Annotated in this window: 12 protein-coding genes; 4 read left to right on the top strand and 8 right to left on the bottom strand. The window is 45.7% G+C overall.

Annotated elements, in window-relative coordinates; genetic code table 11:
• The first annotated feature begins 34 nt into the window (after positions 1 to 34).
• The 3 genes from H735_RS07865 to H735_RS07875 all read left to right on the top strand — a co-directional run bounded on the left by H735_RS07865 (position 35) and on the right by H735_RS07875 (position 3,255).
• The gene (locus H735_RS07865; protein WP_005437583.1) at positions 35 to 1,249 is read left to right on the top strand and encodes a pyridoxal phosphate-dependent aminotransferase; all 1,215 of its coding nucleotides are present in this window, start codon (positions 35 to 37) and stop codon (positions 1,247 to 1,249) included.
• Between the two features lie 83 nt (positions 1,250 to 1,332).
• A complete protein-coding gene (gene yfbR, locus H735_RS07870; protein WP_009707166.1) occupies positions 1,333 to 1,917 on the top strand; it encodes a 5'-deoxynucleotidase in 585 nt (194 codons plus the stop codon).
• Between the two features lie 3 nt (positions 1,918 to 1,920).
• On the top strand, positions 1,921 to 3,255 hold the full coding sequence (locus H735_RS07875) for an anti-phage deoxyguanosine triphosphatase (RefSeq protein ID WP_171371688.1): 1,335 nt from the start codon (positions 1,921 to 1,923) through the stop codon (positions 3,253 to 3,255).
• 20 nt (positions 3,256 to 3,275) lie between these two features.
• On the opposite strand, the gene H735_RS07880 is transcribed toward H735_RS07875, so the two are convergent.
• Positions 3,276 to 3,893, bottom strand: a complete 618-nt coding sequence (locus H735_RS07880; protein WP_020196002.1) for a tRNA-uridine aminocarboxypropyltransferase — start codon at positions 3,891 to 3,893, stop codon at positions 3,276 to 3,278.
• A 3-nt stretch (positions 3,894 to 3,896) separates the two neighbouring features.
• Here H735_RS07880 and rrtA point away from each other — a divergent pair, with 3 nt between their 5' ends.
• Positions 3,897 to 4,448, top strand: a complete 552-nt coding sequence (rrtA, locus tag H735_RS07885; protein ID WP_020196003.1) for a rhombosortase — start codon at positions 3,897 to 3,899, stop codon at positions 4,446 to 4,448.
• A 122-nt stretch (positions 4,449 to 4,570) separates the two neighbouring features.
• Here the strand turns inward: rrtA and H735_RS07890 are convergent, their stop codons facing one another.
• From H735_RS07890 to tig, 7 genes are all read right to left on the bottom strand, one after another.
• Positions 4,571 to 4,870: a ComEA family DNA-binding protein gene (locus tag H735_RS07890; RefSeq protein ID WP_020196004.1), complete on the bottom strand. Its 300-nt coding sequence runs from the start codon at positions 4,868 to 4,870 to the stop codon at positions 4,571 to 4,573.
• Positions 4,871 to 5,016: 146 nt separating this feature from the next.
• The gene (gene ppiD / locus H735_RS07895; protein WP_020196005.1) at positions 5,017 to 6,876 is read right to left on the bottom strand and encodes a peptidylprolyl isomerase; all 1,860 of its coding nucleotides are present in this window, start codon (positions 6,874 to 6,876) and stop codon (positions 5,017 to 5,019) included.
• Positions 6,877 to 7,090: 214 nt separating this feature from the next.
• Positions 7,091 to 7,363: an HU family DNA-binding protein gene (locus H735_RS07900; protein WP_005430934.1), complete on the bottom strand. Its 273-nt coding sequence runs from the start codon at positions 7,361 to 7,363 to the stop codon at positions 7,091 to 7,093.
• Positions 7,364 to 7,554: 191 nt separating this feature from the next.
• The gene (lon, locus tag H735_RS07905; RefSeq protein WP_005437599.1) at positions 7,555 to 9,906 is read right to left on the bottom strand and encodes an endopeptidase La; all 2,352 of its coding nucleotides are present in this window, start codon (positions 9,904 to 9,906) and stop codon (positions 7,555 to 7,557) included.
• Between the two features lie 130 nt (positions 9,907 to 10,036).
• Positions 10,037 to 11,317, bottom strand: a complete 1,281-nt coding sequence (gene clpX, locus H735_RS07910) for an ATP-dependent protease ATP-binding subunit ClpX (RefSeq protein ID WP_005430932.1) — start codon at positions 11,315 to 11,317, stop codon at positions 10,037 to 10,039.
• Between the two features lie 71 nt (positions 11,318 to 11,388).
• Positions 11,389 to 12,015, bottom strand: coding sequence for an ATP-dependent Clp endopeptidase proteolytic subunit ClpP (clpP, locus tag H735_RS07915; protein ID WP_005430931.1), 627 nt, complete (start codon positions 12,013 to 12,015; stop codon positions 11,389 to 11,391).
• A gap of 105 nt (positions 12,016 to 12,120) precedes the next feature.
• Complete coding sequence (gene tig / locus H735_RS07920; protein ID WP_005437602.1) at positions 12,121 to 13,425, bottom strand: trigger factor; 1,305 nt, start codon at positions 13,423 to 13,425, stop codon at positions 12,121 to 12,123.
• Positions 13,426 to 13,516 lie beyond the last annotated feature (91 nt).

The raw sequence follows: 13,516 nt of genomic DNA on the forward strand, positions 1-13,516 counted from the left end.
ATAAAGAAATTAACGATTTTTTAGGAATTATACAATGCAAAATATCGGGATGTCGTCAAAACTCGACAATGTCTGCTACGACATTAGGGGTCCTGTACTCAAACATGCTAAGCGCATGGAGGAAGAAGGGCATAAAATCCTAAAGCTAAACATTGGTAACCCCGCCCCATTTGGTTTTGACGCCCCTGATGAGATTTTAGTAGATGTAATCCGCAATCTACCAACTTCTCAAGGCTACTGTGATTCCAAAGGCATCTACTCTGCGCGTAAAGCCGTTGTACAACACTACCAACGTAAAGGCATCCGCTCACTAGATGTTGAAGATGTATACGTAGGTAACGGCGTTTCAGAGCTAATCGTGATGGCAATGCAAGCGCTACTGAACAACGGCGATGAAATGCTGATCCCTGCACCAGACTACCCATTGTGGACCGCATCTGTTGCTCTGTCTGGTGGTAAACCTGTGCATTACATCTGTGATGAAGGCGCAGACTGGTATCCTGATCTAGAAGACATCAAAAAGAAAATCACCCCGAAAACGCGTGGTATTGTTCTGATCAACCCGAACAACCCAACGGGTGCGGTATACAGTCGTGATTTTCTACTAGAAGTTATCGAGATTGCCCGCCAACACAACCTGATCATCTTCGCTGACGAGATCTACGACAAAGTGCTTTACGACGGAGCGACACACACCTCAGTCGCGACACTAACAGAAGACGTGCTAGTGATGACCTTTAACGGTCTGTCAAAAGCATACCGTGTTTGTGGCTTCCGTGGCGGCTGGATGTTCCTAACTGGCCCTAAACATCTGGCGCAAGGTTACATCAACGGTCTTGAGCTGCTTTCGTCAATGCGTTTATGTGCCAACGTACCGATGCAACACGCGATTCAAACCGCATTGGGTGGCTACCAAAGTATTAATGAGCTGATCTTGCCGGGTGGTCGTTTGCTTGAACAACGTAACCGTGCTTACGAGCTGATCAACCAGATCCCTGGGGTTTCTTGTGTGAAGCCGAAAGGCGCGATGTACTTGTTCCCGAAAATCGACACCAAGATGTACAACATCAAGAATGACCAGCAGATGGTGCTGGATTTCTTGAAGCAAGAAAAAGTGCTGCTCGTACAGGGCTCAGGCTTTAACTGGCCGAAACCGGATCACTTCCGTATCGTTACCCTGCCGCACGTAGAAGATCTTGAAACCGCGATTGGCCGCTTTGAGCGGTTCCTATCAACGTATAGCCAGTAGTAATTACTGCTGATCTCTCATATGCTTAGAGGAGCTCCTAGTGAGCTCCTTTTTTTGTATCAGAATCAAAATTGGAGACAGCAATGAAAGAAAGCCATTTTTTCGCCCACTTGGCACGAATGAAGCTAATCCAACGCTGGCCCTTAATGCGCTCAGTATCACCAGAAAACGTTTCTGAACACAGCTTGCAAGTCGCGTTTGTTGCTCATGCCCTTGCCCTAATCAAAAACAAAAAGTTTGGCGGTACACTGAATCCCGAACGCATTGCTATTCTTGCGATGTACCATGACTCCAGTGAAGTATTAACGGGTGACCTTCCAACCCCAGTTAAGTATTACAACCCAGAAATTTCTAAAGAATATAAAAAGATAGAAGCCGCAGCCGAGCAAAAGCTACTATCCATGCTGCCAGAAGAATTCCAAGACGATTTTGCACCGTATCTGCTTTCGCACTCTGCACATGAAGAAGATGCCTTGATCGTTAAGCAAGCCGACTCCATCTGCGCGTACTTAAAATGTCTCGAAGAACTGAGCGCAGGTAACCACGAGTTTGCCTTGGCTAAAAAGCGCCTAGACATCACACTGCAAGAACGCAAAACTCCAGAAATGGAATACTTCCTTCATACCTTTGCCCCAAGTTTTGAATTATCGCTGGATGAAATCAGTTAGTTGATGGAGAGAAAAGTGTCGTTTGAATTAGATGCCTTGTGGCAAGAACGCCATGATGATGAACATAAAATCCGCCGTGACGATCATCGTAGTCCTTATCAGCGAGATCGCGCTCGTATACTGCATTCTGCGGCATTTCGTCGCCTACAAGCGAAGACTCAAGTCCACGGCAACAGCTTAGAAGATTTCCACCGTACCCGTTTGACCCACTCTCTTGAAGCGGCGCAATTGGGCACGGGCATTGTGGCTCAACTGAAAAAGAAGCAACCGGAGTTTCGAGACTTACTGCCTTCAGACAGTTTGATTGATTCGCTCTGTTTGGCACACGATATCGGTCACCCACCCTATGGTCATGGTGGCGAAGTCGCGCTGAACTACATGATGCGTGAACATGGCGGCTTTGAAGGCAATGCCCAGACGTTTCGTATTGTCACCAAGCTAGAACCTTACACCGAACACTTTGGCATGAACTTGTCACGCCGCGCCTTACTCGGTTTGATTAAATACCCTGCTCTGCTGAGTCAAACAAGAGCGCTTTGCATGCCCGAACCTGTCGAGCATCAACGCAAACTCAAAGCCAAAGACTGGAGCCCGGCAAAAGGCCTTTATGACTGTGATAAAGACTTGTTTGATTGGGTCATTGCCCCACTGACGGACAATGACAAAGCCCTGTTGAGTCAAATGCGCTGTCGTCCAGAGTCAGACCTAGAACACTGTAAAACCCGCTTTAAATCGCTCGACTGCTCGATCATGGAACTTGCGGACGATATCGCTTACGGCGTGCATGATTTGGAAGATGCGATAGTGCTTGGCATGGTCACACGTCAGCAATGGCAAGAAGGCGCAGCCAGTCAATTAGCGGATTGTGGTGACCCGTGGTTTGAGGAGCATATTGGTTCTATCGGCCAAATGCTCTTTAGCGGTAAACACCATCAACGCAAAGATGCGATTGGTGGCATGGTGAATGCGCTGTTGACCAGTATTTCAATCAAAGTGGTGGATGAACCGTTTAATAACCCGCTCTTAGCTTGGAATGCCTGTTTAGAGCCACACATGGCTAAAGCATTAGAAGTGCTCAAACACTTCGTGAGCCAATATGTGATTCAAGTGCATCAAGTACAGATCGTAGAGTACAAAGGCCAGCAGATCATCATGGATTTGTTTGAAGCTCTAAGTGCGGACCCTGAGCGTCTGCTGCCACCGCACACTCGCTCACTATGGCAAGAAGCAAGCTGCGAAAGTGCAAAGATGCGCGTGATTGCAGATTACATCTCAGCAATGACCGATGGCCACGCACAAAAGCTGCATCGACAGTTGTTCTCTTCAATTGTCCTTTAGAGAAGTACTCTACCGGTTCGTTACTCGTCTTTCAGATAGTTCTTTTCAAATACGCCCGGAGGCATCTGGGCGATTTGAAATTCGATCATCTTCTCAAACGCCGTTAGCAAAGGCGTGAAATCTTTCCCAGTCTCCATAAGGCTCAGTGCATGAAAGCCGGCTTCCACTGTTGATAAGCTGTTGTTCGATGGTGCCTTACGAATGGTGTAATGCCCTTGCAGATCCTCTGGCAGTTTAACCGTTGGGATAGCATGCAAGTTGGTCGAAAGTTGCCACATTTTGTAGGCTTTCTTCCAAGTACCATCTAGTAAAATCAAACGTATTTTCTTATTTGCCGTCCCACCTACCGTCGCCAACTCTGAAAGGCACAACGATTGTTCTGAAGGGTAAAGAATGAAATGCTGGTAAGCGCTGTCCTCGAGCAACGTATTCAACGCTTCATTGTTAGAAAAGTCTTCTCCAATCAGACAAGTACAATGATTTAGGCTCAAATTGAGAATCCGTGCCGTACCAAGAGGACGATGTTCTTCACTCGTATGCTGAAGGATGATAAGTTCAACCTCGTTTGCTAGCGGTACAATCCATTGGCAAATACAAGCTTTGCGCGACTTTCCACACTGAGAACAATAACGAGACATAGAGTGAACCTTTATACATTGCTGAGCATCATCAGCGTTATCTGTTTAATACTGCAATTCGAACCAATGGCAAGCCTAACCGAATGGCACGCTTACAATATACGCCATGGCGAATGGTGGCGAATCGTAACAGGAAATCTGACGCATACCAACTTTGCTCACCTAGGGATGAATTTAGCGGGCTTATGGGTAATAGGATTCATCTTTCGCCCTTCGGTGCGTAACTTCTCTATCGTCTTTCTTGTTCTATGTACCTTCGTTGGTGCAATGAACTTATTCACCAATATGTCGGTTTACGTTGGACTGTCTGGAGTACTACACGGATTGTTTGGTTTCTGGGCTCTGGCAGAGGTTTTCGACGGTAGAAGAAGCAGTTTAGTACTGGTAGGCGGTTTAATTGCAAAAGTCGCTTGGGAGCAGTTCTACGGCCCTTCAACAAGCACGGCGGCAATGATTGGTGCTCGCGTCGCTGTTGATGCTCACCTATTTGGTGCTATCGGGGGTATGGGCATGGCTTGGCTAGAAAAACTAACGCATCGTCGTATATTCGGTTAATACGCTTCAATCTGAGTGAGCACAAACCTCGATAAAACAAAAAATCCCGAACCAGAAAAACGCTTTGGTTCGGGAAAGCAGTAATAGGAAACAGAACTTCGCTTTTCAAATCAAAGCGTGAATCAAAGTAAGATACGATCTTGGTTCTTTTTCACCGTCGCTTCACCAATGCCTTTCACTTTGCTTAAGTCCGCTGCGGTTTTAAATGGGCCATGTTCATTTCGGTACTCAACAATGTCTTGCGCTTTTTTCGTCCCAATACCATTCAGTAGTGTCGCAATTTCTTCCGCGGAAGCCGTATTCACATTAACGGTGATTTCAATGCCTTCATACTTGGCCGCTTTTGTCGTTACCGACTTGCCTTCTTCCGCCCAACTCATTGGCGCCAATAGCAGCAAGCACAGTGTTAACATCCATTTCATTTGAGTGTCCTCCCCTAAATCGAATTATCAAAAACGAGGATCACTCTAGGAAAAGTGTTGCTGTCATAGAAGTTGGTTCAGACAAAAATAAAACGGGCCGCTAATGCGACCCGTTTTAGTTAACATGCAAATTACATCAGTAATGCTTAGTTGCTCACAACAAAGTATTCAATGTCAGTGTTTGCGCGCAGTACCGCGATTACTGAAGAAAGGTCTAGCTGAGAAGACGCACGTTGCATTTGTGTCGCCACTTGCTCTTCTAGAGCGCTGTCTAGCTCTGCGTGAACCGCGTCTAGCTCAACAACCACGATGTTACCTTCTAGGTCTTTAGATTGACCGTAAACAGGCTTACCATCGACTGGTTTCGCCATCGCAAATACTGTTGATGCTAGCGGAGAACGACGGTCTACAGACTCTTGCTCACCAAACGCTAGGTTGTTTTCAGCAAGAATGTCTTTGTTACCTTCTTTCAGAGCCGCAACGACTTTAGTACCTAGTTCGATTGCGCCTTGCTCACCTTTAACGCGAGATAGCTCAGCAACCACTTGGTCTTTCACTTCGTCTAGAGGAAGTACAGTCTCATCACGAGCATCTTCAACGCGAACAACGATGATGTGCTCTGGTGCAACTTCGATTGCTTCAGAGTTTAGGCCATCTTCTTTCACTTCAGGGCTTAGAATCGCTTGCATTACCGCTTGGTTCTTAAGCACTTCTGGAGCATCAGCTTGAGAGATGAAGTCTGTTGTCTTCACTTTTTGGCCAACAGCTTTAGATGCGTCATCTAGAGAATCAGGGAATTCAAACGCCACTTTTTCAAGTTCGTTTTGTAGTTCGTAGAATTGATCAACCGCTTTCTGGTCAATCATCTCTTGTTTGATTTCAGCCGCAACTTCTGAGTAAGGCTTAGCAACCGCACCTTTTAGCTCTTCAAGCTTGATGATGTGGTAACCGAAGTCAGACTTCACTAGACCAGTCATATCGCCTGGATTCTTAAGAGCAAATGCCGCTTCTTCAAATGCTGGGTCCATTACATCGCGCTCAATCCAACCTAGGTCGCCGCCGTTTTCTGCGCTACCAAAGTCGTCTGATTTTTCTTTCGCTACTGTTGCGAAGTCAGCGCCTGCGTTTAGCTCGTCAAGAATCGCTTGTGCTTTCGCTTCGTCATCACCCTCAACTAGGATGTGCGCTACGCGACGTTGCTCTTCTGTAGAGTACTTGTCTAGGTGCTCGTCGTAGTATTTCTTAACGTCTTCGTCAGAAACTTGAACTTGCTTCTTAAGCTCTTCAGCTGAAAGCTCAATGTAAGCAACTTTAACTTGCTCAGGACGAGTGAACATGTCTGGGTTTGCTTTGTAGTAGTCTTGAATTTCTTCATCAGTCAAATCTACTTTCTTAGCAAACTCATTCAAATCGATAGTGATTGTGCGAACGTCACGAGTTTGAGTGAACAGTTTACCTTCTGCCTGAACTTCGCCAGGTAGTGTGAATTCACTTGTTTGAAGTGCGTTCAGTAGTTGCTCACGAACCAATTCACGGCGCATGTACTCTGCAAATGAGTCTGGAGAGAAACCAGCACGACGCAGAGACGCTTGGTAAATGTCTTGATCAAATTGACCGTTAGATTGGAACTGAGGCATGTCTAGAATCATGCTACGTACTTGTGCATCGCTAATGCGTAGACCAAGCGCTTCTGCTTGTTGGTCAAGCAGCACGTCGTTGATCATGCGATCTAGAACAGATTTGCGGAAAGATTCAACGTATGCAGGGTCAGCCAGCATTTGAGAGAAGTAATCACCCAATTGAGCTTGCATGCGGTTGCGCTCATTTTGGTATGCCATCTCGAACTCACCACGAGCAATCTCGGTGTTACCTACTTTCGCTGCTGAGTTGTTGTTGCCACCAACGATGTAGCTACCTACACCTGCAAATACGAAAGATAGGATGATAAGTCCAAGGATAATTTTGACCGCGATGCTGTTCACGCCTTCGCGTAGTCGATCCATCATAATTTAACTGCTCTCCACAATTGAAGCCGACTGCTTCTAATAGAAAATGTAATGTCGCGATAATATCAGAAAAAGAAATGCGCATCAGTAGGATGCGCATAATTTAAAAAAGTTCGGCTCTTAGTTTGTAAATTTTTGTTCAAATTTGACTATTTGAGCAAAAGTTATGCAATGGCCGTCAGCAGAACTAGCTTTGTGTCAGTGACACAAAGAATTAGTTACAAGCGTCTTTTAGAGCTTTACCAGCTTTGAAAGAAGGTACTTTAGCTTCTGCGATTTGGATTTCTTCACCAGTTTTTGGGTTACGACCTGTGCGTGCAGCACGAGTACGTACGCTGAACGTACCGAAGCCAACAAGAGCAACTTGGTCACCAGACTGAAGCGTACCACTTACTGCTTCGATGAATGCGTCTAGAGCGCGACCAGCTGATGCTTTAGAGATGTCTGCGTTTTCTGCGATTTGTTCTACTAGTTGAGTTTTATTCACTGTGATTTCCCCTTTGTGTCATCTGTGATTATTTTTGTGATGACGTTCGTTCCATAATTAAGAAAATATGCTCCACCCCTTATTCTTCAAGGGCTGGAAGCTATCGAACTTAACTTAGCGTCCAAAAAAAACGCTGACAAGCCTTTTTAGGCCTATCAGCGTAAAGTTTTACTTATTTTTGCTGCACATCACTATTTTTGAGACTCAAACTCAACGCCTGTCGGGTCTCGCTCTAGTGCAACTTTAAGAACTTCGTCGATCCACTGTACTGGGATAACCTGCAGATCCGCGATAACATTTTCTGGAATCTCTTCCAAATCGCGCTCATTGTCCTTCGGAATCAGTACAGTTTTGATGCCACCACGGTGTGCCGCAAGTAACTTCTCTTTTAGACCACCGATAGGTAGAACTTCACCACGTAGCGTAATCTCACCTGTCATACCCACTTCTGCTTTTACAGGGTTACCTGTCAAGCTAGAAACCAGTGCTGTACACATTGCGATACCCGCACTTGGGCCGTCTTTTGGTGTAGCACCTTCCGGTACGTGTACGTGGATATCACGTTTCTCGTAGAAGTCTGAGTTGATACCCAGTTTCTCGGCACGTGAACGAACAACCGTCATTGCTGCTTGGATAGACTCTTTCATAACATCGCCAAGAGAACCGGTTTGCGTTAGCTTACCTTTACCCGGCATAGCTTCCGTTTCGATCGTAAGAAGGTCACCGCCCACTTGTGTCCAAGCTAGACCAGTTACTTGACCGATACGGTTGCTGTCATCCGCTTTACCGAAATCATGACGTTGAACACCTAAGTATTCTTTTAGGTTTTCCATCGTAACTGTCACTGACTTCAAGCTCGTATCCAGCAGGATGTTTTTCACTGCTTTACGACAGATCTTAGAAATCTCGCGCTCTAGGCTACGTACACCCGCTTCACGCGTGTAGTAACGAATAATGCCGATGATTGCAGAATCTTCGATGGTAATTTCGTTTGGTTTCAGACCATTACGCTTAACTTGTTTATCAACAAGGTGACGTTTTGCAATGTTTAGTTTCTCATCTTCTGTGTAACCAGACAGACGAATCACTTCCATACGGTCTAGTAGAGGACCAGGAATATCCATCGAGTTAGACGTCGCAACGAACATAACGTCAGATAGATCGTAATCTACCTCTAGGTAATGGTCGTTAAACGCGTTGTTTTGTTCTGGGTCTAGAACTTCCAACAGTGCTGAAGATGGATCGCCACGCATGTCTGAAGACATCTTGTCGATTTCATCCAGAAGGAACAGTGGGTTTTTCACGCCTACTTTTGACATCTTCTGAATAAGTTTGCCTGGTAGCGAACCAATGTATGTACGACGGTGACCACGGATTTCAGCTTCATCACGTACACCACCTAGTGCCATACGCGTGTACTTACGACCCGTTGCCGCTGCAATAGAGCGTCCTAGCGATGTTTTACCAACACCAGGAGGACCAACAAGACAAAGGATCGGACCTTTCAGTTTGTTGATACGGTTTTGTACCGCTAAGTACTCAAGAATACGTTCTTTAACGCGCTCTAGGCCGTAGTGATCTTCGTTCAGAATCTCTTCTGCTTTCGCAAGATTCTTCTTAACTTTAGAACGCTTGTTCCAAGGCACGCTTACCATCCAATCGATGTAGCTGCGTACCACTGTCGCTTCTGCAGACATTGGAGACATCATCTTAAGCTTTTGCAGCTCTTGTTCTGTCTTTTCACGCGCGTCCTGAGGCATTTTAGATTCTTCAATCTTTTGCTTCAGTGTCTCGAATTCGTCAGGAGCGTCTTCCATCTCGCCAAGTTCTTTCTGAATCGCTTTCATTTGCTCATTCAGGTAGTACTCGCGCTGAGATTTTTCCATCTGCTTCTTAACACGACCGCGGATGCGTTTCTCAACCTGAAGAAGATCGATCTCTGATTCCATCTGGCCCATCAGGAACTCTAGACGCTCAGTTACATCGATGATTTCAAGCACTTGTTGTTTGTCTACAAGCTTAAGAGGCATGTGCGCTGCAATGGTATCTGCTAGGCGCGCCGCTTCGTCAATACCGCTTAGCGAAGTTAGCACTTCTGGCGGGATCTTTTTGTTTAGCTTGATGAAGCCTTCAAATTGGTTGATAGCGCTGCGAACAATCACTTCTTGCTCACGCTCTTCAAGTTCAGGCGTTACCACAAACTCTGCCTCAGCAAGGAAGAATTCGCTTTCTTTAAAGTGGTTGATCTTCGCGCGTTGCTGACCTTCAACCAGCACTTTAACCGTGCCGTCAGGTAGCTTAAGAAGTTGGAGGATGGTTGCAACCGTACCTACTTCAAATAGGTCGTCAACCGTCGGCTCATCAGTGTCCGCTTGCTTTTGTGCCACAAGCAGAACTTGTTTGTTTGTTTCCATCGCTGTTTCTAGACAGCTAATCGATTTTTCACGACCAACAAACAATGGAATAACCATGTGTGGGTAGACCACTACGTCACGTAGAGGTAATACCGGGATCTCGATACGCTCGGAACGTTCCAAGTTCATATAATTCTCTCTTCCGCTTTCACGTTTAACGTATTACTTAAGGCAGTATATGGGGTCTAATTATTTGGATTCAATAAGAGAAATAAAAAAAGGAGGTAATTACTTACCTCCTTTCTATTCATGGCTGAATTTATTCTGCTCCAGCGGCCTGATTGTCGGCGTTGCTGTAAATGAGCAATGGTTCTGATTCACCGTTAATCACTGATTCATCAATCACGACTTTACTTACGTCTGTCGCTGATGGCAGTTCATACATGGTTTCTAGCAGAACGCTTTCTAAGATTGAGCGTAGACCACGAGCACCCGTTTTACGCTCCATTGCTTTCTTAGCGATAGCACGTAGCGCGTCTTCACGGAACTCAAGTTCAGCGTCTTCTAGTTCGAACAATGCTGCGTATTGCTTGGTCAGTGCGTTCTTCGGTTCACATAGGATCTGAATTAGCGCTTCTTCGTCAAGCTCTGTCAGTGTTGTTGTTACTGGTAGACGACCGATAAACTCAGGAATCAGGCCGTATTTCACTAGATCTTCAGGTTCTACCTGAGTAAATAGTTCACCGACTGTTTTGGTTTCGTTCTTAGAGCGCACTTCTGCGCCAAAACCAATACCTGTGCCTGTCGCTACACGCTGTTCAATCACTTTATCTAGGCCAGCAAATGCACCACCACAGATGAACAAGATCTTAGACGTGTCCACTTGTAGGAATTCTTGCTGTGGATGCTTACGACCACCTTGTGGTGGAACCGATGCAACCGTACCTTCGATAAGTTTTAGTAGCGCCTGCTGAACACCTTCACCAGATACGTCACGCGTAATTGATGGGTTTTCAGCTTTACGAGAAATCTTGTCAATTTCGTCAATGTATACAATGCCGCGTTCAGCCTTCGCTACATCGTAATCACATTTTTGCAGAAGCTTCTGGATGATGTTTTCAACGTCTTCACCTACGTAACCAGCTTCGGTTAGTGTGGTAGCGTCTGCCATTGTAAATGGCACATCCAAGAATCGAGCTAGCGTCTCAGCAAGCAGAGTTTTACCACTACCCGTTGGACCAATTAGAAGGATGTTACTCTTACCAAGCTCCACACCTTCGCTCGTTGTATCACCATTGCGTAAACGCTTGTAGTGGTTATATACCGCAACTGCGAGCACTTTTTTCGCGTAATCTTGTCCGATCACATAGTCATCAAGGTGTTCACGGATCTGTTTTGGCGTTGGTAACGCTTCAGATTCTTTCTTAGGGAGAACATCCTTGATTTCTTCGCGAATGATATCGTTACATAAGTCGACACACTCGTCGCAAATGTAAACTGACGGACCTGCGATTAGCTTGCGAACTTCGTGCTGACTTTTGCCACAGAAAGAGCAGTACAGCAATTTGCCGCTGCCGCTTTCTTTGCTTTTATCTGTCATTCGCTAACCTCTTAGCCTTTACTCTTTATGAATGAGTGTATATCAAATTTAGCCAAAATGCGCTGGCTAAATTACTCGCCGCGGTGGCTCAACACTGCATCCACAATACCGTATTCTACAGCCTGATCTGCCGACATGAAGTTATCACGATCAGTATCGCGTTCAATCACTTCAAGAGGCTGGCCTGTATGCTCTGCCAATAGGTTGTTTAGCTTCTGCTTGATGGTCAGGATTTCCTGAGCATGGATTTGGATATCAGAAGCCTGACCTTGGAAGCCACCTAGTGGTTGGTGGATCATCACACGTGAGTTAGGCAGAACGTAACGCTTACCCGGCGCACCACCTGCAAGCAGGAACGCACCCATTGAGCAAGCTTGCCCCATACATACTGTGCTCACATTTGGCTTGATGAACTGCATGGTGTCGTAAATAGACATACCTGCTGTTACGCTGCCGCCTGGCGAGTTGATGTATAGGAAAATATCTTTATCTGGATTTTCAGATTCTAGGAAAAGTAGCTGAGCCACGACAAGGTTTGCCATGTGGTCTTCCACTTGACCGGTTAAAAAGATCACGCGCTCTTTAAGCAAGCGTGAGTAAATGTCGTAAGAGCGTTCGCCGCGGGAAGTTTGTTCAACCACCATTGGCACTAGCGCGTCAATAATTGGCGACATTGCATTTTTTTCTTGGTAGCTCATATTCTTATGTCCCTAAAATAAATGGCCCGGATGATGTGTATCATACGGACCATTGTTAGCAGAATAGTCGACGTTAAGTCAACCTTCTACGCAAGATATTGCTTATTAAGCAGCAGGTTGTTGGTTAAGTAGCTCGTTGAAGCTTACTTCTTTCTCAGTAACCTGTGCTTTAGCGATGATCGCGTCGATTGCTTGCTCTTCTAGAGCAACGTTACGCATGTTGTTCATCATTTGCTCGTTTTGCTCGTAGTAAGCAATAACTTCTGATGGATCTTCGTAAGCTGTTGCCATCTCTTCGATTAGCGCTTTTACTTTCTCGTCGTCAGCTTTTAGTTCTTCAGACTTGATTACTTCACCTAGAAGAAGACCAACTACAACGCGACGTTTAGCTTGCTCTTCGAACAGTTCACGTGGAAGCTGTGCAGCTGCTTCTGGGTTGCCACCGAAGCGTTGAGAAGCTTGTTGACGAAGAACTTGGATTTCTTGGTCGATAAGTGCAGCTGGTACGTCGATTTCGTTTTGCTCAACTAGACCGTCGATAGCTTGCTCTTTGATGCGGTTCTTAACAGCTTGCTTAAGTTCGCGCTCCATGTTCTTACGAACTTCAGCTTTAAGTGCTTCAACGCCACCTTCAGCAACACCAAACTTAGAAACGAACTCGTCGTTTAGTTCTGGTAGTTCACGAGCTTCAACTTTGTTCACTTTGATTGCGAACTTAGCTGCTTTACCTTTTAGGTTCTCAGCGTGGTAATCTTCTGGGAAGTTTACGTCGATTTCGAATTCCATACCTTTGGTTTTACCTTCGATACCGTCTTCGAAACCAGGGATCATGCGACCAGCGCCCATTTCTAGTGGGAAGTTCTCAGCTTTACCGCCTTCGAACTCTTCACCGTCGATAGAACCAACGAAGTCGATGCTTACGCGCTTACCAGCTTCTGCAGCTTCTTCAACTTCTGCCCAAGTAGCTTGTTGCTTACGTAGAGTTTCGATCATCTCTTCTACGTCTGCATCGTTAACTTCTGTTGTTGGCTTTTCAACAGTGATGCTTTCTAGGCCTTTTAGTTCAACTTCTGGGTAAACTTCGAAAGTTGCAGTGAATACTAGATCTGCGCCTTCGTTGTTTTCAACTGGAGCGAAAGTTGGTGCGCCAGCTGGGTTGATTTTCTCTTTTACGATCGCTTCGATGAAGTGACGTTGCATAACTTCACCAAGAACGTCTTGACGTACTGCTTTGCCGTACATCTTAGCAACCATTTTTAGAGGCACTTTACCCTTACGGAAACCATCGAAACGACGGTTTTTAGCGATGTTGCGTAGTTCAGCTGTTACAGCGTCTTCGATGTTTGCAGCTGGAACAGTAATGTTTAGACGGCGCTCTAGGCCTTCTAGCGTTTCAACAGTAACTTGCATTATATATAAACCTCTAAAGTGGCCCGGTCTTCCCGAGCGTATGAGCGAGACTCTGTGAGTTCACGCTTCATCCTTGTGTAGTGTCCTGTCC

Origin of the sequence: Vibrio owensii CAIM 1854 = LMG 25443, assembly GCF_000817815.1 — a bacterium.
Classification (GTDB): Bacteria; Pseudomonadota; Gammaproteobacteria; order Enterobacterales; family Vibrionaceae; genus Vibrio; species Vibrio owensii.

Excerpts from the sequence above, each read along its gene's own strand:
- H735_RS07865 (WP_005437583.1), top strand. The coding sequence starts at position 35 with ATGCAAAATATCGGGATGTCGTCAAAACTCGACAATGTCTGCTACGAC.
- yfbR (WP_009707166.1), top strand. The coding sequence starts at position 1,333 with ATGAAAGAAAGCCATTTTTTCGCCCACTTGGCACGAATGAAGCTAATC.
- H735_RS07875 (WP_171371688.1), top strand. The coding sequence starts at position 1,921 with ATGGAGAGAAAAGTGTCGTTTGAATTAGATGCCTTGTGGCAAGAACGC.
- H735_RS07880 (WP_020196002.1), bottom strand. The coding sequence starts at position 3,893 with ATGTCTCGTTATTGTTCTCAGTGTGGAAAGTCGCGCAAAGCTTGTATT.
- H735_RS07890 (WP_020196004.1), bottom strand. The coding sequence starts at position 4,870 with ATGAAATGGATGTTAACACTGTGCTTGCTGCTATTGGCGCCAATGAGT.
- ppiD (WP_020196005.1), bottom strand. The coding sequence starts at position 6,876 with ATGATGGATCGACTACGCGAAGGCGTGAACAGCATCGCGGTCAAAATT.
- lon (WP_005437599.1), bottom strand. The coding sequence starts at position 9,906 with ATGAACTTGGAACGTTCCGAGCGTATCGAGATCCCGGTATTACCTCTA.
- clpX (WP_005430932.1), bottom strand. The coding sequence starts at position 11,317 with ATGACAGATAAAAGCAAAGAAAGCGGCAGCGGCAAATTGCTGTACTGC.
- clpP (WP_005430931.1), bottom strand. The coding sequence starts at position 12,015 with ATGAGCTACCAAGAAAAAAATGCAATGTCGCCAATTATTGACGCGCTA.
- tig (WP_005437602.1), bottom strand. The coding sequence starts at position 13,425 with ATGCAAGTTACTGTTGAAACGCTAGAAGGCCTAGAGCGCCGTCTAAAC.